Genomic DNA, 25,598 nt, shown 5'->3' with positions numbered 1-25,598 from the left:
ATGGACACCCGGCTGCTGCGCAGCTTCCTCGCCGTGGCCCGCACCGGCAACATCACCGCGGCCGCCGGTGAGCTGAGCTTCGCCCAGTCCACGGTCACCGCCCACGTCCAGGCCCTGGAACGGCTGACCGGCACCCGGCTGCTCGACCGGCACCCCGGCGGGGTGGCGCCCACGCCCGCCGGTGCCAGCCTGGCCGAGCACGCCCGTCAGCTGCTCGACCTCGAGGACCGGATGCTCGCCGAGGTCGCCGGCCGGAACCCCGCCGGGCCGGTGCGGTTGTACGCCCCCGAGTCCGTCTGCGCCTACCGCCTGCCGCCGGTGCTGCGGGAGATCACCCGGCGGCTGCCCGAGGTCCGGCTCACCCTGGTGCCCGCGGCCACCCGGCCCGCCGTGCGGGCGCTCGGGGAGCGGCAGGCGGACCTCGCGCTGGCGCTGGAACCCGCCATCCGCTACGCCACGGTGGAGGCCGTCGACCTCGGGCGGCAGCGGCTGTCGCTGGTCGCCCCGCCGGACACGCCGTTGCCCCGCACCCGCGCGATCACCGCCGCCGAGTTGACCGAAGCGGGGGTGCTCCTGCTCGAACGGGGGTGCGGTTACAACGACGAACTCGCCGAGATGGTCGCCGACACGCCACCGCGCTACGGCGGCGTCGAAGTGGTCAAGCGCTGCGTGGAAGCCGGGCTCGGGCTGGCCCTGCTGCCCACCGTGACGGTGGCCCCGGAACTCGAAGCGGGGCGGCTCGTCGAACTGCGGTCGCCGCCGATCGCGCGTTACCACCTGTGGTTGCTGCGCCGCCGTGACCGGTGGGCGGCCCCGGCGGTGGAGGCGGTGGCCGAGTTGCTCGGCTCACTATGCACTTGATTGCATTGCACCTAGTTGCATAGCCTCCGGGCATGGCGCTGGAGCACGCGATCCTGGTTTCGCTGACCGAACGGGCCGGTTCCGGCTACGAGCTGGCCCGCCGGTTCGACCGGTCCATCGGCTTCTTCTGGGGCGCCACCCACCAGCAGATCTACCGCGTGCTCAAGCGCATGACCGAGGCGGGCTGGCTGTCGAACGAGCTGGTCGCGCAGGACGGCCGCCCGGACAAGAAGGTCTACCGCGTCAGCGAGCCGGGGCGCGCCGAGCTGCGGCGGTGGCTGGCCGAGCCGGGTGAACCGGCGATCCTGCGCGACGAACTCGCGGTGAAGGTCCGGGGTGCGAGCCTCGGCGACGGCGCCGCCGTGCTGGCCGAGGTGCGGCGCCACCGCGACCGGCACGCCGAACGCCTCGCCGTCTACCGCGGGATCGAGCAGCGCGACTTCCCGGACCCGGCCGCGCTCACCGGGCAGGACCTGCACCAGTACCTGGTGCTGCGTGGTGGGGTGCGGGCCGAGCAGTCGTTCGTCGAATGGTGCGACGAGGTCGCCGAAGCACTCGAAGGAGATCGCCGATGACCGGGTACCCGAACCTGTTCACCCCGCTCGACCTCGGCTTCACCACCCTGCGGAACCGCGTGGTGATGGGCTCGATGCACACCGGCCTCGAAGACCGCGCGAAGGACGTCGGCAAGCTCGCCGAGTACTTCGCCGAACGCGCCCGCGGCGGGGTCGGGCTGGTGATCACCGGTGGGTACGCGCCGAACCGCGAGGGCTGGCTGCTGCCGTTCGCCGCCAAGCTGACCACGCACGCCGAAGCGCGGCGGCACCGCCGCGTCACCGGGGCGGTGCACGAGGCGGGCGGCAAGATCGCGCTGCAGATCCTGCACGCCGGCCGGTACGCCTACCACCCGCTGAGCGTGTCGGCGTCGGCGCTCAAGGCGCCGATCAACCCGTTCCGCCCGCGGGCGCTGTCCGACCGCGGGGTGCGGCGCCAGATCGACGCGTTCGCCCGGTGTGCCGCGCTGGCCAGGGAAGCCGGGTACGACGGTGTCGAAATCATGGGGTCCGAGGGGTACTTCATCAACCAGTTCCTCGCGTCGCGCACCAACCAGCGCACCGATCGCTGGGGTGGCTCGGCGGAGAACCGCCGTCGCCTGGCGGTGGAGCTCGTGCGCCGCGTGCGGGCCGCGGTGGGGCCCGACTTCATCATCGTCTACCGCCTGTCCATGGCCGATTTCGTCGAGGACGGGCAGACCTGGGAAGAGGTCGTCGCGCTGGGCAAGGCGGTCGAGGCAGCCGGGGCGACCATCATCAACACCGGCATCGGCTGGCACGAGGCCCGCGTGCCGACCATCGTCACCTCGGTGCCGCGCGCGGCGTTCACCGGCATCACCGCGGAGTTCAGGCCGCACGTGGGCATTCCGGTGGTCGCCTCGAACCGGATCAACCTGCCGCAGGTGGCCGAGGAGGTGCTCGCCCGCGGCGACGCGGACCTGGTGTCGATGGCCCGCCCGCTGCTCGCCGACCCGGACTGGGTGCGCAAGGCCGAAACCGGGCGGAGCGACGAGATCAACGCCTGCATCGCCTGCAACCAGGCGTGCCTGGACCGCGTGTTCGCGCACAAGAAGGTCTCGTGCCTGGTCAACCCGCGAGCCGGGCGGGAGACCGAACTGGTGCTGCTGCCGACGCGGCGGAGCAAGCACGTGGCGGTGGTCGGGGCCGGTCCGGCGGGGTTGTCGGCCGCGGTGACCCTCGGGCAGCGCGGGCACCGGGTGGAGTTGTTCGAGGCCGACGGCGAAATCGGCGGGCAGTTCGGCATCGCCAGGCGCATCCCCGGCAAGGAGGAGTTCGCCGAGACGATCCGTTACTACGCGCGGCAGCTGGAGCTGGCCGGGGTGGAGCTGCACCTGCGCACCCGGGCCACCGCGGCTGACCTGACCGGGTTCGACGAGGTGGTGCTGGCCACCGGCGTGACCCCGCGCGTGCCGGGCATCCCCGGCATCGGCCACCCCAAAGTATTGTCCTATGTGGACGTCGTGCGGCACGGGAAGCCGGTGGGGGACGAGGTGGCGGTGATCGGCGCCGGGGGCATCGGGGTGGACGTGAGCGAGTTCCTCACCCACCCCGCCTCACCCGCGCTGGACCTGGCCGAGTGGCAGGCGGAGTGGGGGGTGGCGGGCGGCGCGCTGGCCGAACCGGCGCCGCGGCCCGCACCGCGCCGGGTGTACCTGCTGCAGCGCAAGGCCGAGCGCATCGGCAAGGGGCTCGGCAAGACCAGCGGCTGGGTGCACCGGGCTTCGCTGGCGCACAAGGGCGTCGAGCAGCTGACCGGGGTCAACTACGAGCGCATCGACGACGAGGGGCTGCACCTCACCTTCGGCCCGGGGCGCGACCGGCCGCGGGTGCTGGAGGTGGACACCGTGGTCGTCTGCGCCGGGCAGGAGCCGGTGCGGGACCTGGCCGACCAGCTCGGCGACACCCCGGTTCACCTGATCGGCGGCGCCGAACTGGCCGCCGAACTGGACGCCGAACGGGCTATCGACCAGGGCACCCGCCTGGCCGCGCGGATCTGACACCGGCGCGTCGGTACCCCTCGAACGGGTGGCGGCCGCATACTCCGACCGTGATGAGGTCGCGGTGGTGGTCGCTGGTGTTGCTGGCTCTCGTGACGGCGTGCGCGCCACCGGTGGAACCGGCGCCAGCCCAGTCCGGTGGTGCTCCCGGGCCGCCGCGGCAGCTGCTCGACCAGCTGGTGGTCGGCGAGCGCGGCAGCATGGACGGGTACGACCGCGAGCAGTACCCGCACTGGTCCGCGCACGAGGGCAACTGCAACACCCGCGAGCTGGTGCTCAAGCGCGACGGCAAGGACGTGCAGGCCGGCCCCGACTGCGCGCCCGACACCGGCACCTGGGTCAGCCCGTACGACGGGGAGACCTGGACCAAAGCGTCCGATGTGGACATAGACCACGTGGTGCCGCTGGGGCACAGCTGGGTCAGCGGGGCCCGGTCGTGGACCGAGGAGCGGCGCGAGGAGTTCGCCAACGACCTGGAGCGGCCGCAGCTGATCACCGTCACCGACAACGTCAACCAGCAGAAGAGCGACAAGGCGCCGGACGAGTGGAAGCCGCCGCTGGTCTCCTACTGGTGCACCTACGCCGGTGACTGGATCGAGGTCAAGCACCACTACGGCCTGACGGTCACCGAGCGGGAGAAGACGGCGCTGACGGAGATGCTGGACCGGTGCTGAACGCCCGGGTGCGGTGGGCGAGCAGCGTGCCGCCCGCCATCGCCGCCGGCAGCACCACGATGCCCGCCAGCGGGATGAGGCAGAGCAGGTAGGCGGGGGTGGCGAAGCCGAGCGTCATCGCGCGCTTGCCACCCAGCGTCCGGCGCCGCACCCCGAGGCTGAGCCCGCGGCGGGTGAACGGGATCGCGGTCAGCTCCAGCGCCAGCAGCCAGGCGCCGACCAGCGCGGCGACCACCGGCACCACCGTCTGCCCGAGCACCGGGATGAACCCGGCCAGGAACAGCGGCAGGCCGAACAGCACCGCCAGCAGCACCAGCAGCAGGGTGTCCCGCAGGCCGATCCAGGCCGACCGGGCCCAGCCGACCTGCTGCGTGCCCGGCACACCGCCGAGTTCGTGGTCCTCGACGTGCTCGGCGATGGCCTCGTAGAACGGGCCGCCGATGATCAGCGTCAGCCCGGAGAACACCAGCAGCGAGATGGCCACCGCGGCGACCACGATGGACACGCCCGCCGCCACCCGCAGCAGGGTCTGCCAGGTCTGCGACCAGTCGTCGGCGAACGGGGTGGCCCAGGTGATCAGGGCGTTCGCGTTCAACGCGAGCGCCAGGACACCGCCGAAGAGCAGCAGGCTGGTCAGCAGGGCCGGGATGGCGCCGAGGAGGAACAGCTTGCCGTTGCCGAAGATCAGGCCGAAGCCCCTGGCCAGCAGTCCGGCCCCGGTTCCGAAGTCACGCAGTGTCTTGCCCACCAGCGCACTCTAGTGGTCGGCGAGCCCCCGCTGCCGGTACCGGCATTTCCTTCGGCTGCTCCAGCACATCGGCACCTGGTTCAGCCGGCGCAGGTGTTCACCATGGACTGCAGCGCCGACTTCTCGGCCGGCTGCGCCTTCAGGCCCCAGTAGTGCTTCGAGCGGATCCACATCTTGGCGTAGGTGCACCGGTAGGAGGAGACCGGCGGCTGCCAGGCCGCCGGGTCCTTGTCGCCCTTCGCCTGGTTGACGTCGTCGGTGACGGCGATCAGCTGCGGCCGGCTCAGGTCGTTGGCGAACTGCTGGCGCTTGCTGGTGGTCCACGAGTTCGCCCCGGAGCGCCACGCCTCGGCCAGCGGCACGATGTGATCGATGTCCACGTCGGAGGCGTTCGTCCAGGTGGCGCCGTCGTACGGGCTGTACCAGCTGCCCGAGACCGCGGCGCAGGCCGAGTCCTGCACCACGTTCTGCCCGTCCCGCTCCAGCACCGCCTCACGGGTGTTGCAGCTGCCGGAGACGGTGGACCAGTGCGGGAACAGGTCGCGCGAGTAGCCGGTCAGGCTGCCCTCGGTGGCGACGGTCAGTGCGTTCAGCTCGGCCTGCGCGGTGGCCTTGCTCGGGATGTTCGGCGGGGTGGCGGCGGCCGGCGTGGCCAGCGTCACGGTCAGCGCGGTGGCGGCCAGCGAGGCGGCGACGGCCGGAACGGTCCAGCGGATCACGGTTCCTCCAGGTGGGGACGGGAACGGGCCCGGTAACCGTGGCGGAGCCGAGTTGCTCCGCGGTCGCCGGTTCGTAACCGGTTGGCGACGCTTGGTGGAAACTTTCCGCGTGGCCGGAGCCGGGCGTACGGAACGATCCGGGCAGGCGGCTCGTTCCCCGCGCATGCGTCGGGCGAAGCTGGAACTGCCGGTACCGGTGCGCGGGCTGGTGGTGGTCGCCGGCATTCCCGGCGCGGGCAAGAGCACGCTGCTGGCCCGCGCGGAGAACGAGGCGGGCGCCGTGCTGCTCGATTCCGACCAGGTCCGCGCCTGGTTCAGCCGGGTGCTGCCGCCGTGGGTGCGCTACCGCTGGTACCGGCCGCTGGTGCACCTGGGGCACCGGTCGCGGATCCTGCTGTTCTCGCTGCGCCGGGGGCGCGGGGTGGTGGCGCACGAACCGGCGACCCGGGCGAGCACGCGCGCGATGCTGATCGTGGTGGCGGTGCTGGCCGGGCGCAGCCGTCACCTGCTGTGGGTGCACACCACCCCGGCCGAGGCCGCCGCGGGTCAGCGGGCGCGGGGGCGGGTGCTGGCCGAGCGGTCGTTCACCCGGCACGTCCGGCGGGCGGCCAGGGTCGAACGCGGGCTGGCGGAGGGCCGTCCCCCACGGGGGTGGAATTCGGTGGGGATCCTGGAACGGCCGCCGCTGGACACACCCGTGGTGTTGTGTTCCCGCTGATCACCGGAGTTGTCCACAGGGGTTGTCCACATGTGGGTGAAGGGTGGATCACCCCGGGTCACCAGCCGCTGGTGGCCGATCGCCGTCCGCCTTCGCCCTGGGCCAGCGCCGCGGTCAGGTCGTCACGGGCCCGGAACACGCGGGAGCGGATGGTGCCGACCGCGCATTCGCAGATCTCCGCGGCCTCGGCGTAGGACAGGCCGGTGATCTGGGTGAGCACGAACGCCTCGCGCCGGTCCTCGTCCAGTTCGCCGATCAGCTGCTGGAGCACGACGAGCCTGCCGTGGTCGGGGGTCTTGACCTGCTCGGCCTCGGCCACCCAGTCGTCGACGGCGGTGGTGCGGGGGCGGCGGCGGTTGCCGCGGAGGTGGTCGGCGGCGACCCGCTTCGCGATGGCCAGCAACCACATCCGGGCCGGGGAGCGCCCGGCGAACCGGGGCAGCGCGGCGAAGGCCCGCAGGTAGGTCTCCTGGACCAGGTCCTCGGCCACCCCGGGGTCGGCGAGGTAGCTCAGCAGGCGGTGGAGCTGGTGCCGGGTGGCGCCGACGAACTGCTCGGCGGCGCGCCGGTCGCCACCGGCCGCGCGGAATGCCTGGCGGGTGATTTCGTCGTCATCCACAAGGGATCACCCTAAGCGGTGGTGTGACCGATGCGCTATCACGTGTCAGCAGGAGGGAACTTTTGTCGTGCCGCCGACGACTGAACACCCATGGAGTGTGCGACCGTTCGCGAGGGGATTTCGGCGGCACTGGACGGTGAGGATCCGGGGGTGCCGGTGGCCGAGCTGGAGGCGCACGTCGACGACTGCGCCGACTGCGCGGCCTGGCAGGAGGCGGCGGCGGGCATCACCCGCCTGGCCAGGCTGGCGCCGGTGGGGGAGCCGCCGGTGGTGCCGGACCGGGTGTACGCCAGGGTCGCCGTGAAACCGGCGGTCGACCGGCTGCGGTGGGCGCTGGTGCTGCTCGCGGTGTGCCAGTTCTCGGTGGTGGTCTCGCAGCTGCTGATGCCGATGCCGGGGGTCGACGGGAACGCGCACGGCGGGCACCTGCAGCACGAGACGGCGGCGTTCAACTTCGCCATCGCGGTGGGGCTGCTCTTCGTCGCCGCGCGGCCGCACCGGGCGCGGACGCAGTGGCCGCTGCTGCTCAGCTTCGCCGGGGTGCTGCTCTTCTTGTCCATCGTGGACGTCCTCGGCGGGCAGGTCGGGTGGTACCGGCTGAGCGGGCACCTGCCGCTGCTGCTCGGGGTGCTGTGCACCATCCTGCTCGGCTTCGGCCGGTGGCGGGCGCCGGAACCCGGCAGCCACGTGCGGGAGGACGCCGAGGTCGTGGTGTCCGCGGCGGACGGCCGGTCGGCACCCCCGCGCCGCCGCGCCCGGTCCGACCGCCACCAGCCGCCGGCGGCGAAGCGGGTCGCCTAGTCCTTGCGGGCGCCGGAGAGCGCGCGGACCACGGCCATGCACTGGTCCTCGACGTAGTCCAGCCCGGCTTCCTCGGCGATGCGCCGGGCTTCCGGCGAGACGATGCCCTGCTGCAACCACAGCGCCTTGGCCCCGGCGGCCACCGCCTGACGGGCGATCTCCGGGGCCTCGGCGGCGGGCCGGAACACGTTGACGATGTCGATCGGCTCGGGGATGTCGGCGAGGGTGCGGTGGGCGGGTTCGCCGAGGAGCCGGTCGGCGCTGGGGTGCACGCCGAGCACGCGGAACCCGGCGGCCCGCATGGCCGCGGGCACCGAGTGGGCCGCCTTCATCGGGTTGGTGCTGAGCCCGACCACGGCGATCGTGCGGTGCTCGTCGAGCAGGCGTTCGGCCAATTCGATCATGCCGGGCAGAACGCTTTCCGGGGGTGGGCAATTCCCGGCGGGAATCGACGCGCGCATTCGGCGGAGCCGGGCGTAAAATCGGGCGCCTGGCGTAAGGAGGCGTCATGCGGACGGTTATCCGGGAGCGGTCGTGACGGGCGGGGCCCGGCGGTTCGGCCGCCGGTGCCGGCACGACTTCGAGGTCGCGGAGGCGCGGCAGGTCCCCCAGCAGCAACAGCGGGCGACGGTGCGGCAGGTGACCGAGCAGCCGAAGCGGGTTGACGGGGAGCGGCCGGAGCCTCGGCGGTAGGGCCCGCCACCCCGGTTTCAATTGTGACCAAGCGATCCCCGCCGTGTTTTTGGTCTGGCCGGGTCGCGGCTTGAGCGGGGGAGTCAGGCCGGGCGAGTCCGGCGGATCCAGAGGAGGCCGAGGACCGGCAGGACCAGGGGGATGAACAGGTAACCCTTGCCGTAGGCGGACCAGACGGTGGCGTGCGGGAAGGCCGCCGGGTCCAGCAGGCTGAAGGTGCCGATGGTCAGCACGCCCGCCAGCTCGAACAGGCACGAAGCGGTGGCCACCCGCCGTCCGCCGCGGTTGCCCCTGGCCAGGCCGAAGGTGGCCAGGACGTAGACCACGGCGGCCACCGCGGACAGGGTGTAGGCCAGCGGGGCCTCGTCGAAGCGGGTGGCGATCTGCACGACCGAGCGCGAGGTCGCGGCGATGGCGAAGATGGCGTAAACGGCCACGAGCACCCGGCCCGGGCCGTTGCGAGTGGACACCTCAGGCACCGCGCAACTCCCAGATCTGTTGCATCCGCACGATCATCACCGGCAGCGCCAGGCACGCCACCAGCAGCACACCGGTGCCCCACCGCGTCCGCTCGGTCATCGACCACAGCACCGCGATCGGCAGGACCACCAGGATGCCGACCAGGTAGGCGAGGAACTCCGGGCCGTTGACCGGCCGGTCGGTGCCGGCGAAGTTGACCACGCCCGCCACCGACTGCACCAGCAGCCCCAGCTCCAGCACCGCGATCCCGGCGTAGAGCAGCCGGTTCGGCGGACGGTTGCGCAGCACGTGCACCAGTACCCACACCGCACCCACCAGGGTGGCGGTGATCAGGGCGGTCGCGAGTCCATCGATCATGATTTCACCGAGCCCAGCCTAAGCTAGCCCAGGTTCGCGTCGACGAAGCACCAGCGCCAGTGTTCGCCGGGCTCGAAGCTGCGCATCACCGGGTGGCGCGTGTCGTGGAAGTGGGCGGTCGCGTGCCTGCCCGGTGACGAGTCGCAGCAGCCGACGTGCCCGCACGCCAGGCAGACGCGCAGGTGCACCCAGGACGCGCCCTCGCGCAGGCATTCCTCGCAGCCGTCCGGGGTGCGCGGGTCGACGTCGGACGGGGCCTTGGCCAGGTGCTTGCAGTTGCCCGCGGTGGCGGCGGGCGTGCTCAGCTCACGCTGGTCGTCGAGGTCGATCTCCTCCGGTTCGGCGAGCATGGACTCCTCGATGTCGAGCGCTTCCAGCACCCGCCGCAGCACCTCGTCGTCGATCCGGCCGGTCTTGCGCGCGTCGAGCAGGACCCCGCGTTCGGCTTCCAGCATCTCGCGGCGCAGCCGGGCGTAGACGTCGCTCGGGGTCTCGTGCAACCGGCTCTGGCGGCCCAGCTGCTCCCACGCCGAATCCGACCGGTGGTGCAGCCGGTCGCGCAGCCGGTCGACCACCTCGTCCGGGTCCTCCGGACGGCGCACCTTCTCCAGCTCGTCCAGCGCGGCCCGGGTCATGTCGTGCAGCAGCGCCGCCTCCTGCAACGCGTCCTCGGCGGGATCGGGCGGCGGCAGGCCGAGCCACCGGACCAGCTTCGGCAGCGTCAGGCCCTGCAGCAGCAGCGTGCCCGCCACCACCACGAACGCCGCGAGCACCAGCACCGGGCGGTGCGGGGTGTCGGCGGGCAGCACGAACGCCGCCGCCAGGGTGACCACCCCGCGCATCCCGGCCCAGGAGATCACCGCCGAGTAGGACCACGGCCAGGCCCTGCTCCGCAGCAGCCGCCGGATGGTGCCGATGGCGAACATCCACAGGATCCGGGTGACGACGGTGGCCGCCAGCACCGCCGAGCAGACGACGACGAGCATGCCGATGCCCAGCTCGGACTCGCCCGCCTCCTCCAGGATCCGGCGCAGTTGCAGGCCGATCAGCAGGAAGACCAGGTTCTCCAGGAGGAACTGGATGGTGCGCCAGTTCAGCCTGCTGGCCAGCCGGGACGAACCGGAGAGCATGCCCGGCTCCTTGTTGCCCAGCAGCAGCCCGGCGATCACCACGGCCAGCACGCCGGAGCCGTGGATCTCCTCGGCGATCAGGTAGGCGGCGAACGGGATCACCAGCGAGGTCGCGGTGTCCAGCACCGGATCCTCCATCCGGGCGCGCAGCAGGTAGGCGAGCTTCCCGGCGAGCAGGCCGACCACCACCCCACCGCCGGCCGCGAGCAGGAAGTCGCCGCCGACCTCCAGCAGGGTCACCGAACCGGCGATGGCCGCGATCGCGGTGCGCAGGGCGACCAGTGCCGACGCGTCGTTGAGCAGGCTCTCGCCTTCGAGGATGCGCACGATCCGGCGCGGCATGCCGACCCGGCGGGCGACGGCGGTGGCCGCGACCGCGTCCGGCGGCGCCACCACCGCACCGAGCGCGAGCCCGGCGGCCAGCGGCAGGCCGGGCACGACCAGCCAGGCGACCAGTCCGACGCCGAGCGTGGTGAACGCCACCAGACCGACCGAAAGCAACCCGATCGGGCCGCGGTTGCGGCTGATGTCGACCAGCGACGTGCGGATCGCGGTGGCGTAGAGCAACGGCGGCAGCAGGCCGAGCAGGACCACTTCCGGGTGCAGTTCGTAGTCGGGGACACCGGGCACGAATGAGGCGCCGACCCCGGCCACCACCAGGCACAACGGTTCCGACAGGTCGAACCGGCGCGCGATCGCGGTGACCACCAGCACGGCCACCACCAGTCCGACGAGCTGGGCGGCTATCTCCACCCGGACATCATCCCCGCCGCAGGCCGGTGAACGCGATCTTGCAGATGGCGTCCGCGAGTTCCTCCCCGGAGGCACCACCACGCGGCCGGTACCACTCGATCAGCGAGTTGACCATGCCGAACAGCAGGCGGCTGGTGACCGCCGGATCCACGTCCGGGCGGACGTCGCCCTCCGCCGCGGCGGCCTTCACCAGGTCGGTGACGATCCGGTCGAACTCCCGCCGCCGCGCCAGCGCGGCCCGCTCCACCTTGGTGTTGCCCCGCACGCGCAGCAGCAGCGTGACGAACGGCAGCCGGTCGACCAGCACCGCGACACTGCCCCGCACCAGCCGCTCCAGCCGGTCGATCGCCGGGCCGTCGGCGGCGGTCACCTGGTCGGCCACGGCGAACAACCCGTCGAGCGCGCGGTCCACGGCGAGCCGGAGCATCTCCTCCTTGCTGGGCACGTGGTGGTAGATCGCCGACTTGGTGATGCCCAGCTTCTTGGACAGGTCCTCCATGCTGGTGCCGTCGTAACCGCGTTCGTTGAACAGCTTCACCGCGACGGTCAGCAGCGACTCCAGGTCGTAACCCGGCCTGCCCCGGCGGCCCGCCGGTTTCGCCGCGGTCATGCCCGCTCTCGCCGGTCGAGCACCCGCCGCATCTTGCCCATCGAGCGTTCCAGCGTGTCCGGGTCCACCACGGACACCTCCACGGACACGCCGACCCGGTCCTTCACCTCGCGCACCAGCTCCGAGGCCACCGCGGCGCGCTGCTCGGCGCTCGTGCCCTCGCGTGCCTCGACCTGCACGGTCAGGTGGTCCATCCGGTCCGGCCGGGTGAGCACCAGCTGGAAGTGCGGGGCCAGCGCGTCGGTGCGCAGCACGATCTCCTCGATCTGGGTGGGGAACACGTTCACCCCGCGCAGGATGATCATGTCGTCGGTGCGCCCGGTGATCTTCTCCATCCGCCGGAACTCCGGTCGCGCGGTGCCCGGCAGCAGCCGGGTCAGGTCCCGCGTGCGGTACCGGATGATCGGCAGCGCCTCCTTGGTCAGCGAGGTGAACAGCAGCTCGCCGGACTCGCCCTCGTCCAGCACGGTCTCGTCGATCGGGTCGATCACCTCGGGGTAGAAGTGGTCCTCCCAGACGTGCAGCCCGTCCTTGGTCTCCACGCACTCCTGCGCCACCCCGGGCCCCATCACCTCGGACAACCCGTAGATGTCCACGGCGTGGATGCCCATGCGCGTCTCGATCTCCGCGCGCATCTGCTCGGTCCACGGCTCGGCGCCGAAGATGCCCACCTCCAGCGAGGTGGACCGCGGGTCGATGCCCTGGCGCTCGAACTCGTCGAGCAGGGTGAGCAGGTAGGTCGGGGTGACCATGATGATCTCCGGCCGGAAGTCGGTGATCAGCTGCACCTGGCGCGCGGTCATGCCGCCGGACGCCGGGATCACCGTGCAGCCCAGCTTCTCCGCGCCGTAGTGCGCGCCGAGCCCGCCGGTGAACAGGCCGTAGCCGTAGGCCACGTGCACCTTGTGCCCCGGCCGGCCGCCCGCCGCCTCGATCGAGCGGGCCATCACCGTGGCCCAGGTGTCGAGGTCGCGTTCGGTGTAACCGACCACGGTCGGCTTGCCGGTGGTGCCGCTGGAAGCGTGGATGCGGCGGATCTTCTCCTGCGGCACGGCGAACATGCCGAACGGGTAGTTGTCCCGCAGGTCGGCCTTGGTGGTGAAGGGGAACTTCGCCAGGTCGGCCAGCGAGCGGCAGTCCGACGGCTTCACCCCGGCCTCGTCGAACTTCCTGGTGTAGAGCGGCACGTTGCGGTACGCGTGCTCGAGCGTCCACTGCAGGCGCTCCAGCTGGAGCGCCTGGAGTTCGGTGCTGTTCACGAGCTTTCCCTGTTCCCGATGGTGCGGCTGCGGCCGCGGAACTCCGCGATCACCGCGCCGTCCGCCCGGCGCACGGTCACGTCGCAGATCCCGTTGCGCCCGTAGCGCGTGCGCTCGGCGGCGGTCGCGGTGAGTTCGTCACCGAGCCGGGCCGGGGTCACGAAGTCGATCTCCGCGCCGGCCGCCACGGTCACCGGGCCGTGGCTGTTGCAGGCGCAGGCGAAGGTGGTGTCGGCGAGCAGGAAGAGGTAACCGCCGTGGGCGAGGTCGTGCCCGTTGACCATCGCCGCGGTCACCTCCATCCGCGCGACGGCCCGGCCGTCGGCGGCTTCGACCAGCTCGATGCCCAGTGCCCTGGACGCCTCGTCGGCCTCGAACATGCGATGGGCGGCGTTGTCCAACCGGCTCTCCACTCTTGCTAACTGACCGAATGGACGGTTAATAATGTGGCTGGCCGACAGTGGTGTCAAGGGCAGGAGCGGGCGTGGACTTGGTCGGAGTGATCGGCGGTGGCCGGATGGGCGCCGGAATCGCGCAGGTGTTCGCCGCGACGGGCGCACGGGTCACCGTCGTGGAGGGGAACGCCGAGGCCGCCGAAGCCGCGCGCGAGCGCGTGCTGACCGGACTGCGGCGCGCGGCGGAACGCGGGAAGCTCGACGGCACCCCGGAGGAGGTCGCCGAACGGGTCACCGTGGTCACCGGCGTGACCGAGTTGCCGCCCGACGCCGCGCTGGTCGTCGAGGCCGTGCCGGAGACGGCCGAGCTGAAGGTCGACGTGCTGACCGCCGCCGAACGGGTGATCGGTGAGTCGGCCGTGCTGGCCACCAACACCAGTTCCCTGTCGATCACCGAACTGGCCGCCGCGCTGGAGCGGCCGGAACGCTTCCTCGGCATGCACTTCTTCAACCCGGTCCCGGCGTCGAAGCTGGTCGAAGTGGTGCTCGGCCCGGAAACCGCCGCCGCGGTGCGCGACCAGGTGCTGAACTGGGTGGGCGTGCTCGGCAAGAACGAGGTCGTGGTGCGGGATTCGCCGGGCTTCGCCACCAGCAGGCTCGGGGTGGTGCTCGGCCTCGAAGCCATCCGCATGCTGGAGGAGGGCGTGGCCGACGCCGAATCGATCGACCGGGCGATGGAACTGGGGTACCGCCACCCGATGGGGCCGCTGCGCTCCACCGACCTGGTCGGCCTCGACGTGCGGCTGGCCATCGCCGAGTACCTGGCGAGCACCCTCGGCGACCGCTTCGCGCCCCCGAAGCTTCTGCGGGAAAAAGTCGCCAGGGGCGAACTGGGCCGCAAGACGGGCAAGGGATTCCACGACTGGAGCTGAGCCATGCCGGACGTCTTCAGCCCGACGGTGTTCGCCGGTGGCCTGCCGCACGAGGCCTTCCGCGAGCTGCGGGACACCGCCCCGGTCGCCTGGCAGGACGAACCCGAGGTGCTCGGCTGGCCCGCCGGTCCGGGTTACTGGGCGGTGACCCGGCACGCCGACGTCAAGCACGTGCTCCGCACCCCGGCGGACTTCTCCTCCTGGCTCGGCGCCACGCAGATCCGTGACCCCGAACCGGACGACCTGGCGTTCATCCGCCGGATGATGCTCAACCTGGACGCGCCGGAGCACAACCGGCTGCGCAAGGTCGTCGCCGCGGTGTTCACCAGGAAGCGGCTGGCGGGTTCGGCCGCGCGGATCGCCGACCGGGCGCGGCGGCTGATCGGCGCGGTGGCCGGCCGGGGCGCGTGCGACCTGCCGGTGGACGTCACCGACGACTTCCCGCTGCTCAACCTGGCCGATCTGCTCGGCGTGCCCGCCGAGGACCGCGAACTGCTGCTGCACTGGACCAACCGGGTCATCGGTTACCAGGACCCGGAGCACGCCGAGGTGGTCCTCGGTGACGACGGCAGACCGCTGAACCCGCGGTCCCCGGCGCTGCTCGCGGACATGTTCGCCTACGCCAGGCAGCTCGCCGACCGCAAGCGCGCCGAGCCGGGCGACGACCTGATGACCGCGCTGGTCCGCGCCGGGCTCGACGGCGCCGAGCTGGACATGTTCTTCTTCCTGGTGGTGGTCGCGGGCAACGACACCGTGCGCAGCGCGCTGCCCGGCGGCGTGCTCGCCCTGGTCGAGCACCCCGAGCAGTACGCACGGCTGCGTGCGCACCCCGGACTGCTGCCCAGCGCGATCGAGGAGATGCTGCGCTGGCACCCGCCCGTGCTCAGCTTCCGGCGCACCGCCACCCGTGACCTGGAACTGGCCGGGCAGCGCATCCGCGCCGGGGACAAGGTCGTCGTCTACCACGCGTCCGCGCACTACGACGAACGCGCGTTCACCGAGCCGTTCCGCTTCGACCCCGCCCGCGAGCCGAACGACCACCTGGCCTTCGGGCAGGGCCCGCACCTGTGCCTCGGCGCCCACTTCGGGCGGTTGCAGCTGCGGATCTTCTTCACCGAGTTCCTGCGGGCGCTGCCGCAGGTCCGGCTGGCGGGCGAGGTCGGGCACCTGACGTCCAACTTCATCAACGGCGTGCTCCACCTGCCCCTGGAATGGGGCTGAGACCTGGTGTTCTTCGCGGTGCCCGGTTACAGTACTTACTGAACGTACGGTTGGTAATTCCGGGAGGTCGGACTCGATGGCACTGCTGCGCAGCTACGTCTCGGGTGGGTGGCGCACACCGGACGCGGAAGGCGTCCCGCTGCACGACGCGGTCACCGGGGACGAGGTCGCCCGGATCTCCTCGGCCGGCGTGGACATGGGCGCCGCGCTGGAGTACGGCCGCCGCGTCGGCGGTCCGGCCCTGCGTGAGCTGACCTTCCACCAGCGCGCGGGCATCCTCAAGGAACTCGGCCTGCACCTGCGCGAGCACCGCGACGAGCTGTACGCGCTGTCCGCCCGCACCGGTGCCACGCTCGGCGATTCGAAGTTCGACGTCGACGGCGGCATGGGCGTGCTGCTCAGCTACGCCAGCAAGGCCAAGCGCGAACTGCCGAACGACACCGTCTACGTCGACGGCGCGGTCGAGCCGCTGAGCAGGGGCGGCACCTTCGCCGGTCAGCACATCTGCACCCCGATGCGCGGGGTCGCGGTGCAGATCAACGCGTTCAACTTCCCGGTGTGGGGGCCGCTGGAGAAGTTCGCGCCCGCCTTCATCGCCGGGGTGCCGAGCCTGGTCAAGCCCGCCAGCCAGACCGCGTACCTGACCGCGCGCCTGGTCGAGCTGATCGTCGAGGCCGAACTCCTGCCCGAAGGCGCGCTGCAGTTCGTCGCGGGCAGCGCCGGTGACCTGCTCGACCACGTCACCGGGCAGGACTTGGTCTCGTTCACCGGTTCCGCGTCCACCGCCCAGCACCTGCGCGCGCACCCGGCCGTGGTGCGGCACTCGGTCCGGTTCACCGCCGAAGCCGATTCGCTGAACCTGTCCGTGCTCGGCCCCGACGCCAAGCCCGGCACCACCGAATTCGACCTCTACGTCAAGCAGCTGGTCACCGAGATGACGGTCAAGGCGGGGCAGAAGTGCACCGCGATCCGGCGCGCGTTCGTACCGGCCGAGCTGATGGACGACGTGGCGCAGGCGGCGAGCGAGCGGCTGGCGAAGGTGACCGTCGGCAACCCCGCCAGCGAAGGCGTGCGGATGGGCGCGCTGGCCAGCCTGGAGCAGCGCGAAGAGGTCCGGCGGTCGCTGAAGTCGCTGCTCGACGCCGGGCACGTGGTCTTCGGTGACCCCGAGCGCGTCGACGTGGTGGACGCCGATGCCGAGCGGGGCGCGTTCATCTCGCCGGTGCTGCTGCGGGCCGACGACCCCGAGCGCGCCGAGCCGCACGAGGTGGAGGCGTTCGGGCCGGTGTCCACGCTGATCCCGTTCACCTCGGTGGACCAGCTGGTCGACCTCGCGGCCCGCGGTCAGGGCAGCCTGGCCGGTTCGGTGGTCACCGGGGACGCGGCGTTCGCCCGCGAGGTGGTCATCGGGGTGGCGCCGTGGCACGGCCGCCTGCTGGTGCTCGACGCCGACGACGCGAAGGAGTCCACCGGGCACGGTTCGCCGATGCCGCAGCTGGTGCACGGCGGTCCCGGCCGCGCGGGTGGCGGCGAGGAGATGGGCGGGATGCGCGGGGTGCTGCACCACATGCAGCGCACCGCCGTGCAGGGCAGCCCGAAGGTGCTGGCCGCGGTGACGAACCGGTGGGTGGAGGGCGCCGACCGGAGCGCCGCCGAGGTGCACCCGTTCCGGAAGTCGTTGGCGGAGTTGAAGGTCGGCGACTCGGTGACGGCGGGCCCGCGCACGGTGACGCTGGCGGACATCGAGCACTTCGCCGAGTTCACCGGCGACACCTTCTACGCGCACATGGACGAAGAAGCCGCGAAGGCGAACCCGTTCTTCGGCGGCCGGGTCGCGCACGGCTACCTGATCGTGTCGTTTGCCGCCGGATTGTTCGTCTCCCCCGAGCCGGGTCCGGTGCTGGCCAACTACGGTCTGGAGAACCTGCGGTTCCTCACCCCGGTCTTCCCCGGTGACGAGCTGACCGTGACGCTGACCGCCAAGCAGATCACCCCGCGGGAGAACGCCGAATACGGGGAAGTGCGGTGGGACGCGGACGTGACCAAGCAGGACGGCACGTCGGTGGCGAAGTACGACGTGCTGACCCTGGTGGAGAAGGAGGCGAAGTGACGGCCGCCGCCGCACTGCCCGAAGAGGACTTGCAGGAGCACTTCGAGCAGACCATCGCGCGCGACCAGCGCATCGAGCCGCGCGACTGGATGCCCGACGGCTACCGGAAGACGATGATCCGCCAGATCGCCCAGCACGCGCACTCCGAGATCATCGGCATGCAGCCGGAGGGCAACTGGATCACCCGCGCGCCGTCGCTGCGCCGCAAGGCGATCCTGCTGGCCAAGGTGCAGGACGAGGCCGGGCACGGGCTGTACCTGTACTCGGCCTCGACCACGCTCGGCGCCGATCGCGCGGAGCTGACCGACAAGCTGATCAACGGCAAGCAGAAGTACAGCTCGATCTTCAACTACCCGTCGCTGACCTTCGCCGACGTCGGCGTGATCGGCTGGCTGGTGGACGGTGCGGCCATCTGCAACCAGGTCCCGCTGTGCCGCAGTTCCTACGGCCCGTACGCGCGGGCGATGATCCGGATCTGCAAGGAGGAGTCGTTCCACCAGCGGCAGGGGTACGAGCTGCTGATGACGATGATGCGGGGCACCGGGGCGCAGCGCGAGATGGTGCAGGACGCGGTGAACCGCTGGTGGTGGCCGTCGCTGATGATGTTCGGCCCGCCGGACGCCGAATCGCCGAACACCGCGCAGTCGATGGCCTGGAAGATCAAGCGCCACACCAACGACGAGCTGCGCCAGCGGTTCGTCGACATGTCGGTGCCGCAGGCCGAAGCGCTCGGCGTCACCTTCCCCGACCCGGACCTGAAGTGGAACGCCGAACGCGGGCACTACGACTTCGGTGAGATCGACTGGTCCGAGCTCAAGCGCGTGATCTCCGGCGACGGGCCGTGCAACGCCGAGCGGATCGAACGGCGGCGCCGGGCGCAGGAGGACGGCGCGTGGGTGCGGGAGGCGGCGGCCGCGCACGCGGCGAAGAAGAGGGGGACGGCATGAAGCACGACTGGCCGCTGTACGAGGTCTTCGTCCGGGGCAAGCGCGGGCTGAACCACGTGCACGTGGGTTCGCTGCACGCCGCGGACGACGAGATGGCCCTGCACCACGCCCGTGACCTCTACACCCGGCGCAACGAGGGCGTGAGCATCTGGGTGGTCAAGGCCGCCGACATCACCGCGTCCAGCCCGGACGAGAAGGACCCGTTCTTCGCGCCCAGCGGCGACAAGGTGTACCGGCACCCGACCTTCTACGACATCCCCGACAACGTTCCCCACATGTGAGTGCCCGATGTCCTTTGACAACGCCTACGAAGCGCTCACCGAAGGCACCGACGACTCCCGCTGGGCCTTCGGCACCGGCTTCGACGACCCGCTCGCCGGGGTGGACACCACCGTTCCGGCCGAGGTGGACGCCGGGGAACTGGCGGCGCTCTGCCTCGGGCTCGGCGACGACGCGCTGATCATGTCGCACCGGTTGCAGGAGTGGTGCACGAACGCACCCGAACTGGAGGACGAGGTCGCGCTGGCCAACATCGGCCTCGACCTGCTCGGCCAGGCCCGATTGCTGCTGGCCAGGGCGGGCAAGGCCGACGGCACCGGCCGCGGTGAGGACGAACTGGCGTTCCTGCGGGACGCCGGGGAGTTCCGCAACGTCCGGCTGGTCGAACCGGCCAACGGCGACTTCGCCTTCTCCATCGCGCGGCTGCTGGTGTTCAGCACCTGGCGGCTGGCGGTGTTCCAGCGGCTCACCTCGTCGGCGGACCAGGTGCTCGCGGCGATCGCGGCCAAGGGGGTCAAGGAGCTGGTCTACCACCGCGACTACGCGGCGCAGTGGGCGGTCCGGCTCGGTGACGGGACCGAGTTGTCGCACGAGAAGATGCAGACCGGGCTGGACGCGGTGTGGCCGTACACCGCGGAACTGCTCGACGACCCCGGGGTGCGTGCGGAGTTCGGCGACGTGCTCGCGCAGGTGCTCTCCGCGGCCACCCTGCGACTCCCGGCCGGTACGCCGGTCGCCGAAGGTGGTGGCCGGACGGGCTCGCACAGCGCCGAACTGGTGTCGCTGCTCGCCGAAATGCAGAGCGTGGCGCGGGCCCACCCGGGAGCGACGTGGTGACCGCGCTCGCCGTGGCCGAAACCGTCACCGACCCGGAACTGCCGATGGTGACGCTGGCCGAACTCGGCGTGCTGCGTGAAGTGTCCGAAGAGGACGGCCGGGTCACCGTGGCGATCACGCCGACCTACACCGGCTGCCCGGCGATGGACACCATGCGCGACGACCTGGAGCACGCGTTGCGGCGGGCCGGGTACCGCGAGGTCGAGGTGCGCACGGTGCTGCACCCGGCGTGGACCACCGACTGGATCACCGACTCCGGCCGCCGCAAGCTCGCCGAAGCGGGCATCGCGCCGCCGGGGAGCGCGCCGAAGCGGCCGTCCGGCCCGATCCCGCTGACGCTGAGCGCACCGCGGCCGCGGGTGGCCTGCCCGCACTGCGGTTCCGCGGACACCGAACGGCTCTCGGAGTTCAGCGGCACGGCCTGCAAGGCGCTGAACCGGTGCCGTGCCTGCGCCGAGCCCTTCGAGCACTTCAAGGAGATCTGAGTGACGACGACGAACACCCGCCGACGCTCGGAGTTCCACCCGCTGCGGGTGGCCGGTGTCGAGCGCCTGTGCGCCGACGCCGTGGCCGTCACCTTCGACGTGCCCGCCGAACTGGCCGCCGAGTACGCCTTCCGGCCGGGGCAGTCGCTGACCCTGCGGCGGGTGCTCGGGGACCGCGACGAACGGCGGTCCTACTCGATCTGCGCGCCGGCCGGGGCGAAGCCGCGGATCGGCGTGCGCGAGGTGCCCGGCGGCGCCTTCTCCAGCTGGCTGGTGCACGAGGTGGCGGCGGGCGACACGATCGAAGTGCTGCCGCCGGCCGGGAACTTCACCCCGGACCTCGACCAGTCCGCGCACCACGTGCTGATCGCGGCCGGTTCGGGCATCACGCCGGTGTTGTCCATCGTGTCCTCCGTGCTGGCCGACCCGGAGTCGTCGGCCACGCTGCTCTACGGCAACCGCCGCACCGACACGGTGATGTTCGCCGACGAACTGGCGGACCTGAAGGACCGCTACCGGGAACGCCTGGAGCTGGTGCACGTGCTCTCCCGCGAGCCGCGGGAAGCCGAGTTGTTCAGCGGGCGCCTGGACGGCGAGAAGCTGAGCGCGTTGGTCGACCGGCTGATGGACGCCGAGCGGGTGGACCACTGGTGGCTGTGCGGGCCGTACGGCATGGTCACCGACGCGCAGGACGTGCTGGAACGCCGTGGCGTGCCGCGTGAGCGCGTGCACCAGGAGCTGTTCTACGTCGACGACCTGCCGCCCGCCCCGGTCCGGCACCCGGACGCCGCCATCGAAGGGCCCAGCAGCGAGGTGACCATCGTGCTGGACGGCCGGGCCACCACCGTGCCGCTGTCCCGCGAGGAGACCATCCTGGACGGGGCCCAGCGGCTGCGGCCCGACCTGCCGTTCGCCTGCAAGGGCGGGGTGTGCGGGACCTGCCGGGCCAAGGTGACCGACGGGAAGGCCGACATGCGGCGGAACTTCGCCCTCGAAGCGTCCGAAGTGGACGCGGGCTTCGTGCTCACCTGCCAGACCTTCCCGGCGGCCGACGCGTTAACCGTGGACTTCGACTCGTGACAGGCTGACCTGGCGCAGCAGCGTGGCGACCAGCACGGCCGCGGCCAGCAGCGTTCCGGCCCCGATCAGCATGGTCACGCCCATGCCGTCGGTGAACGCTTCGTGCGCGTCGCGCAGGAACCCGGCGCCGAGCTCGGGCGGCAGCTGGCCGGCGACCGCGACCGCACCGCCGAGCGTGTCGCGCGCGGCTTCGGCGGCCTCCGGCGGCAGGCCGCCGGGCACGTCGACCGACGACCGGTAGACCGCGGCACCGATCGTGCCCAGCACGGCCATGCCCAGCGCGCCCCCGAATTCGGTGCTGGTCTCGGACAGCGCCGACGCCGCGCCCGCGCGTTCCGGCGGAGCCGTGGCCAGCACCACCTCGGTGGCCAGCACGGTGACCACGCCCATGCCCAGGGTCATCAGGGTGGCGCCGGCGAGCAGCGGCGGCAGCCCGGTGTCCGGGGTGGCGAAGCTGAACACCAGGTAGCCGGAAGCGCCGGTGGCCAGCCCGCCGCCCATCAGGTAGGCCGGGCGGATCCGGGTGGCGAGCGTGCCGCCGAGCGCCAGGCCGGCGAACATGCCGACCATCGTCGGCAGCGTCCACAACGCCGCCTCCAGCGGCCGGTAACCGAGCACCGATTGCAGGTACTGGCTGCTGAAGTAGGCCAGGCCCATCATCGCGAACTGGGTGACCGTGGTGGTGGCGATGGCGGTGCTGAACCGGCGTCCGGTGAACAGCTCGAGATCGATCATCGGCTCGGCCCGCCCGGCACCCGCCGCCTCCCGCAACGGAGCGCTTCGCGCCGTCCTTGCCAGCGACCGCTGCCGGTGCACGAAGACCACCCCGAGCAGCAGCCCCGCGGCCAGCGCCGCCACCGCCTCCCAGCCGGCGGTGCCCCCGGCGGCGAGTTCCTTGATGCCGTAGATGACCGGCAGCACCGCCCCCAGCGACAGGACCGCGCTGAGCAGGTCGAACCGGCCCGGCCGCGGATCGGTGAACTCGGGCAGCAGGAGCGGGGCGAGCACCAGCATCAGCACCATCACCGGCACGTTGATCAGGAACACCGAGCCCCACCAGAAGTGGTTGAGCAGCACCCCGCCGACGATCGGGCCGATCATCACGCCCCCGGCGAAGCCGCCGGTCCAGATGCCGATCGCGGCCCGGCGCTGGCCTTCGTCGGCGAACATGTTCCTGATCAGCGCCAAGGTGGACGGCGCCAGCGTGGCCCCGGCGACGCCGAGCAGCGCGCGGCTGGCGATCAGCAGTTCGGGGCTGCTCGAGAAGGCGGCGGCGATCGAGGCCAGGCCGAACAGGGCCGCGCCGAACAGCAGCAGCCGCCGCCTGCCGATCCGGTCGCCGAGCGAGCCCATGGTGATCAGCAGCCCGGCCAGCAGGAAGCCGTAGACGTCGATGATCCACAGCAGCTGGGTGCTGCTGGGGGTGAGGTCCTCGCTGATGAACGGGATCGCGTAGAGCAGCACGCTCATGTCCATCGACACGAGCAGGCAGGCCAGCACGAGCACGGCGAGGCCGAGCCACTCGCGGCGGCCGGCTTTGGTGGTCATTTCGGGTGTCCCCTTGAATACGGTGTACGCGGACTTGGTGCGTACAAGATACGCATGCCGGAAACGGGGAGGCAAGTGGCATTTGTGCAGGTAGAAACGTCACGGCGCTGTTTTCATCACGATCTCGTGCTATTATTTCGTCACGAGTACGGGAGCGTGTGGAAATGAGTTGTGCGGAATGCGGGACGCGGCTGGAGGTGCCCGCGCGGGGGCGCCGGCCGCGGTACTGCTCGCGGTCCTGCCAGGCCAAGGCGTACCGGGCGCGGGTGGCGGCCGGGGCCACCGTGAAGCGGTCCGCGCCCGCCGATCCGGAGCGGGTGCTGACCCTGGCGTCGATCGTGCAGGCGGCGATCGACGTGGCCGACGCCGAGGGCGCCGGGGCGTTGTCCATGCGCCGGATCGCCGCCGAACTCGGCGCGGGCACCATGTCGCTCTACCGGCACGTGCCCGGCAAGGACGAACTGCTGGCGCTGATGGTCGAAGAGGTGATCGCCCGGCAGACCCCGCGCTCGCTGGAGGTGACCGGCTGGCGCGAACGGATGGCCGCGATGGCGCGCAACGACTGGGCGCTCTACCAGCGCTACCCGTGGGTGCTGCCGTACCTGGCCACCCCGCGCACGGCGTTGCGGCCCAACATGTCCGAGGACGTGGAGTGGGCGCTCGCCTCGTTCAACGGGTACGACCTGACCGCCACCGAGAAGTTCCAGCTGTTGCTGACCGTGACGAACTACACCAGCGGCATCGGCCTGATGATGGCCAACGACTGGGAGGCCACCCGCGCCTCGGGGGTGGACATCGAGCAGTGGTGGGAGACCACCGGCCGGGAGATCGCGCGGGACGTGGGGTCGGAGACCCACCCCCGGCTCGCCGAACTGATGGACGTGCAGCGGGAGGCGACCCACTTCGACGACACCTTCGAGTTCGGCCTCGCCCGGGTGCTCGACGGCATCGCGCTGCTGCTCGACGGCCGGTGACCGCCGGGATCGGGCAGGCGGCAGAATCAGCCCATGGATGCTGCGGTGGTGGCACTGGACATCGGCGGGACGGCGATCAAGGCCGCGTTGCTCGACCGCGAGCTGACCGAGCTGAAGGTGCTGCGGCAGCCGACGGCACGGGCGCTCGGCGGGCACACCACCGCGGCGGCGGTGGCCGAGCAGGTGGTGGCGCTCAGCGGGGAACTGACCGGCGGGCGGCCACCGGCCGGGGTCGGCGTGGTCGTGCCGGGCATCGTCGACGACGGGGTGGCGCACTACTCGTCGAACCTCGGCTGGCGCGAGGTGCCGTTCCGGGAGATCCTCGCCGAACGGCTGGGGGTGCCGGTGGCCTTCGACCACGACGTGCGTGCGGGCGGGCTCGCCGAAGCGACCGCGGGTGCGGCGCGCGGGGTGGCCGACTGCGCGTTCCTGCCGGTGGGCACCGGGATCGCGGTGGCGATCATGATCGACGGCAAGCCGTACGCGGCGGGCGGCTACGCGGGGGAGATCGGGCACGCCGACGTCGGCCACGGCCTGCCGTGCCCGTGCGGTGCGGTCGGCTGCCTGGAGGCGGTGGCCTCGGCGTCGGCCATCGGGCGGCGGTACGCCGAGCGGACCGGGCGCCCCGACGAAGGCGCACGGGTGGTCGTCGACGCGGCGCGAGCCGGTGACCCGGACGCGAAGGCGGTCTTCGACGAGGCCGTCGACGCGCTGGCCCGCGGCCTGCGGCTGCTCACCACGGTGGTCGCGCCCGAGGTGGTGGTGCTCGGCGGCGGCCTGTTCAGTGCGGGGGAGTTCCTGCTGGAGCCGGTCCGCCGGGCGCTGACCGGGTACCTGACCTTCCAGCGGGTGCCCGAACTGCGGAGGGCCGAACTCGGGGACCGCGCCGGTTGCCTCGGTGCCGGACTGCTCGCCTGGCAGGTGACGGATGCCGCTGGTATCGGCGCGTGAGATCCTGCGGCCCGGCCGGGTCGCCTTCGACGTCATCCAACTCGAACAGCTGACCGCGGTGATCGACGGCGCGCAGGCGGTGCGGTCACCGGTGCTGCTGCAGATCAGCCGGGCCGCGGTGCGCTACCACGGCGCGCTGGCCCCGATCGCGGCCGCCGCGCTGGCCGCGGCCAAGTCGGCGACGGTGCCGGTGGCGCTGCACTTCGACCACGTGGACTCGTTGTCGCGGATGACCGAGGTGGTCGAGCTGGGCTTCGGCTCGGTGCTGTTCCGGATGTCCACTTCGGACCTGGCGATGGCGCGCGAGGTGGTGGAGTACTGCCACCGCAACGGGGTCTGGGTGGAAGCCGGGCTGGGCGGGCGGGTCGACCCGGGGAACGCGGGCGAATTCGCCGCGGCCACCGGGGTGGACACCCTCGCCGTGGGCGCCAGGGACGGCTTGCCGGACCTGGAGCTAATTTCCCGGTTGCGCCGGAGGACGGGGGCGCCGCTGGCCCTGGCCGACTGCCCGGTCGCCACGGACGACGAGCTGGCGGCCGCCGTGCGTGCCGGGGTGACCCGGTTGACCTGTGCGGATCTGGTGCGCCGGGTGTTCGCGGACGGGGTGATGGAGTACCGGCACCGGAAACCGGCCGTGCACGATCCTTGTGCGTATTTGGCGGCGGGGCGGGATCGGTTGGCTGCTGAGGTCAGTCGGATCCTGGAGTTGTACTCCTGAAATTTCGCCCCCCCGGTTTTTCATTGTGACGACGGCGGGGGGGGGGGGGGGGGGGGGGGGGGGGGGGGGGGGTGGACAGAGAAAACAACGGATAGGGTGTTTTTGGGGAGGGGAGGGGGGGGGGGGA

The 25,598-nt window shown here is 71.8% G+C and carries 29 protein-coding genes; 18 read left to right on the top strand and 11 right to left on the bottom strand.

Features of this window, described 5'->3' with window-relative positions; all coding sequences use genetic code 11:
* The 4 genes from AC07EG_RS04520 to AC07EG_RS04505 are packed head-to-tail and all read left to right on the top strand — an operon-like array spanning position 1 to position 4,107.
* Positions 1-861 carry a LysR family transcriptional regulator gene (locus tag AC07EG_RS04520; protein WP_478251601.1) on the top strand — a complete coding sequence of 287 codons (861 nt, stop codon included), beginning with the start codon at positions 1-3 and terminating at the stop codon, positions 859-861.
* A 32-nt stretch (positions 862-893) separates the two neighbouring features.
* A complete protein-coding gene (locus AC07EG_RS04515; protein ID WP_478251600.1) occupies positions 894-1,436 on the top strand; it encodes a PadR family transcriptional regulator in 543 nt (180 codons plus the stop codon).
* Entirely contained in the window at positions 1,433-3,433 is a 2,001-nt protein-coding gene (locus AC07EG_RS04510; RefSeq protein ID WP_478251599.1) for an oxidoreductase, read from the top strand. Before AC07EG_RS04515 ends, AC07EG_RS04510 begins: the two co-directional genes overlap by 4 nt.
* A gap of 53 nt (positions 3,434-3,486) precedes the next feature.
* Positions 3,487-4,107 (top strand): HNH endonuclease family protein, encoded by a 621-nt coding sequence (locus tag AC07EG_RS04505; RefSeq protein ID WP_478251763.1) that lies wholly within the window; start codon positions 3,487-3,489, stop codon positions 4,105-4,107.
* On the opposite strand, the gene AC07EG_RS04500 is transcribed toward AC07EG_RS04505, so the two are convergent.
* Positions 4,058-4,855, bottom strand: a complete 798-nt coding sequence (locus AC07EG_RS04500; protein ID WP_478251597.1) for an EI24 domain-containing protein — start codon at positions 4,853-4,855, stop codon at positions 4,058-4,060. The genes AC07EG_RS04505 and AC07EG_RS04500 overlap by 50 nt on opposite strands.
* 80 nt (positions 4,856-4,935) lie before the next feature.
* A complete protein-coding gene (locus AC07EG_RS04495; protein WP_478251762.1) occupies positions 4,936-5,571 on the bottom strand; it encodes an HNH endonuclease family protein in 636 nt (211 codons plus the stop codon).
* A gap of 166 nt (positions 5,572-5,737) precedes the next feature.
* Between AC07EG_RS04495 and AC07EG_RS04490 the strand changes: the two genes are divergently transcribed.
* A complete protein-coding gene (locus tag AC07EG_RS04490) occupies positions 5,738-6,292 on the top strand; it encodes a P-loop nucleotide/nucleoside kinase family protein (protein ID WP_478251596.1) in 555 nt (184 codons plus the stop codon).
* Between the two features lie 58 nt (positions 6,293-6,350).
* Here AC07EG_RS04490 and AC07EG_RS04485 read toward each other — a convergent pair whose 3' ends face one another.
* A complete protein-coding gene (locus tag AC07EG_RS04485; RefSeq protein WP_478251595.1) occupies positions 6,351-6,911 on the bottom strand; it encodes a sigma-70 family RNA polymerase sigma factor in 561 nt (186 codons plus the stop codon).
* Between the two features lie 90 nt (positions 6,912-7,001).
* Here AC07EG_RS04485 and AC07EG_RS04480 point away from each other — a divergent pair, with 90 nt between their 5' ends.
* Complete coding sequence (locus tag AC07EG_RS04480; protein WP_478251594.1) at positions 7,002-7,712, top strand: zf-HC2 domain-containing protein; 711 nt, start codon at positions 7,002-7,004, stop codon at positions 7,710-7,712.
* Here the strand turns inward: AC07EG_RS04480 and AC07EG_RS04475 are convergent.
* Positions 7,709-8,116: a CoA-binding protein gene (locus AC07EG_RS04475; RefSeq protein WP_478251592.1), complete on the bottom strand. Its 408-nt coding sequence runs from the start codon at positions 8,114-8,116 to the stop codon at positions 7,709-7,711. The two genes, AC07EG_RS04480 and AC07EG_RS04475, sit on opposite strands and share 4 nt — an antisense overlap.
* Before the next feature lie 130 nt (positions 8,117-8,246).
* Between AC07EG_RS04475 and AC07EG_RS04470 the strand changes: the two genes are divergently transcribed.
* Positions 8,247-8,405 (top strand): hypothetical protein, encoded by a 159-nt coding sequence (locus AC07EG_RS04470; RefSeq protein WP_478251590.1) that lies wholly within the window; start codon positions 8,247-8,249, stop codon positions 8,403-8,405.
* Between the two features lie 83 nt (positions 8,406-8,488).
* Here AC07EG_RS04470 and AC07EG_RS04465 read toward each other — a convergent pair whose 3' ends face one another.
* The 6 genes from AC07EG_RS04465 to paaI are packed head-to-tail and all read right to left on the bottom strand — an operon-like array spanning position 8,489 to position 13,374.
* Complete coding sequence (locus AC07EG_RS04465; protein WP_478251589.1) at positions 8,489-8,875, bottom strand: hypothetical protein; 387 nt, start codon at positions 8,873-8,875, stop codon at positions 8,489-8,491.
* A gap of 1 nt (position 8,876) precedes the next feature.
* Positions 8,877-9,242, bottom strand: a complete 366-nt coding sequence (locus AC07EG_RS04460) for a hypothetical protein (RefSeq protein WP_478251588.1) — start codon at positions 9,240-9,242, stop codon at positions 8,877-8,879.
* A gap of 23 nt (positions 9,243-9,265) precedes the next feature.
* Positions 9,266-11,125, bottom strand: a complete 1,860-nt coding sequence (locus AC07EG_RS04455) for a Na+/H+ antiporter (RefSeq protein WP_478251586.1) — start codon at positions 11,123-11,125, stop codon at positions 9,266-9,268.
* Positions 11,126-11,132: 7 nt separating this feature from the next.
* The gene (locus AC07EG_RS04450; protein WP_478251585.1) at positions 11,133-11,735 is read right to left on the bottom strand and encodes a TetR/AcrR family transcriptional regulator; all 603 of its coding nucleotides are present in this window, start codon (positions 11,733-11,735) and stop codon (positions 11,133-11,135) included.
* The gene (gene paaK, locus AC07EG_RS04445) at positions 11,732-12,994 is read right to left on the bottom strand and encodes a phenylacetate--CoA ligase PaaK (RefSeq protein ID WP_478251584.1); all 1,263 of its coding nucleotides are present in this window, start codon (positions 12,992-12,994) and stop codon (positions 11,732-11,734) included. The genes AC07EG_RS04450 and paaK overlap by 4 nt, the downstream gene beginning before the upstream one ends.
* Positions 12,991-13,374, bottom strand: a complete 384-nt coding sequence (gene paaI / locus AC07EG_RS04440) for a hydroxyphenylacetyl-CoA thioesterase PaaI (protein WP_478251761.1) — start codon at positions 13,372-13,374, stop codon at positions 12,991-12,993. The genes paaK and paaI overlap by 4 nt, the downstream gene beginning before the upstream one ends.
* A gap of 104 nt (positions 13,375-13,478) precedes the next feature.
* Between paaI and AC07EG_RS04435 the strand changes: the two genes are divergently transcribed.
* The 8 genes from AC07EG_RS04435 (at position 13,479) to paaE (ending at position 21,280) form a co-directional block, all read left to right on the top strand.
* Positions 13,479-14,321 carry a 3-hydroxyacyl-CoA dehydrogenase family protein gene (locus AC07EG_RS04435; RefSeq protein ID WP_478251583.1) on the top strand — a complete coding sequence of 281 codons (843 nt, stop codon included), beginning with the start codon at positions 13,479-13,481 and terminating at the stop codon, positions 14,319-14,321.
* Positions 14,322-14,324: 3 nt separating this feature from the next.
* Positions 14,325-15,542 carry a cytochrome P450 gene (locus AC07EG_RS04430; RefSeq protein WP_478251582.1) on the top strand — a complete coding sequence of 406 codons (1,218 nt, stop codon included), beginning with the start codon at positions 14,325-14,327 and terminating at the stop codon, positions 15,540-15,542.
* 76 nt (positions 15,543-15,618) lie between these two features.
* Complete coding sequence (gene paaZ / locus AC07EG_RS04425) at positions 15,619-17,652, top strand: phenylacetic acid degradation bifunctional protein PaaZ (RefSeq protein ID WP_478251581.1); 2,034 nt, start codon at positions 15,619-15,621, stop codon at positions 17,650-17,652.
* On the top strand, positions 17,649-18,599 hold the full coding sequence (gene paaA, locus AC07EG_RS04420; protein WP_478251580.1) for a 1,2-phenylacetyl-CoA epoxidase subunit PaaA: 951 nt from the start codon (positions 17,649-17,651) through the stop codon (positions 18,597-18,599). The genes paaZ and paaA overlap by 4 nt, the downstream gene beginning before the upstream one ends.
* A complete protein-coding gene (gene paaB, locus AC07EG_RS04415; protein ID WP_478251579.1) occupies positions 18,596-18,880 on the top strand; it encodes a 1,2-phenylacetyl-CoA epoxidase subunit PaaB in 285 nt (94 codons plus the stop codon). The genes paaA and paaB overlap by 4 nt, the downstream gene beginning before the upstream one ends.
* 7 nt (positions 18,881-18,887) lie before the next feature.
* Positions 18,888-19,715: a 1,2-phenylacetyl-CoA epoxidase subunit PaaC gene (gene paaC, locus AC07EG_RS04410; RefSeq protein ID WP_478251578.1), complete on the top strand. Its 828-nt coding sequence runs from the start codon at positions 18,888-18,890 to the stop codon at positions 19,713-19,715.
* Positions 19,709-20,200 (top strand): 1,2-phenylacetyl-CoA epoxidase subunit PaaD, encoded by a 492-nt coding sequence (paaD, locus tag AC07EG_RS04405; protein WP_478251577.1) that lies wholly within the window; start codon positions 19,709-19,711, stop codon positions 20,198-20,200. The genes paaC and paaD overlap by 7 nt, the downstream gene beginning before the upstream one ends.
* Positions 20,201-21,280, top strand: a complete 1,080-nt coding sequence (paaE, locus tag AC07EG_RS04400) for a 1,2-phenylacetyl-CoA epoxidase subunit PaaE (protein WP_478251576.1) — start codon at positions 20,201-20,203, stop codon at positions 21,278-21,280.
* Here the strand turns inward: paaE and AC07EG_RS04395 are convergent.
* Complete coding sequence (locus tag AC07EG_RS04395) at positions 21,257-22,828, bottom strand: MFS transporter (RefSeq protein WP_478251575.1); 1,572 nt, start codon at positions 22,826-22,828, stop codon at positions 21,257-21,259. The genes paaE and AC07EG_RS04395 overlap by 24 nt on opposite strands.
* Positions 22,829-22,992: 164 nt before the next feature.
* Between AC07EG_RS04395 and AC07EG_RS04390 the strand changes: the two genes are divergently transcribed.
* Genes AC07EG_RS04390 through AC07EG_RS04380 form a run of 3 tightly spaced genes read left to right on the top strand, consistent with a single transcriptional unit; the run spans position 22,993 to position 25,471 of the window.
* On the top strand, positions 22,993-23,802 hold the full coding sequence (locus AC07EG_RS04390) for a TetR/AcrR family transcriptional regulator (protein WP_478251574.1): 810 nt from the start codon (positions 22,993-22,995) through the stop codon (positions 23,800-23,802).
* A gap of 33 nt (positions 23,803-23,835) precedes the next feature.
* A complete protein-coding gene (locus AC07EG_RS04385) occupies positions 23,836-24,753 on the top strand; it encodes an ROK family protein (protein ID WP_478251573.1) in 918 nt (305 codons plus the stop codon).
* On the top strand, positions 24,731-25,471 hold the full coding sequence (locus AC07EG_RS04380; protein WP_478251572.1) for a class II fructose-bisphosphate aldolase: 741 nt from the start codon (positions 24,731-24,733) through the stop codon (positions 25,469-25,471). Before AC07EG_RS04385 ends, AC07EG_RS04380 begins: the two co-directional genes overlap by 23 nt.
* Positions 25,472-25,598 lie beyond the last annotated feature (127 nt).

The sequence above is a fragment of the Amycolatopsis sp. NPDC045836 genome (assembly GCF_056431745.1).
This window is presented reverse-complemented; position numbering and strand designations above follow the sequence as displayed.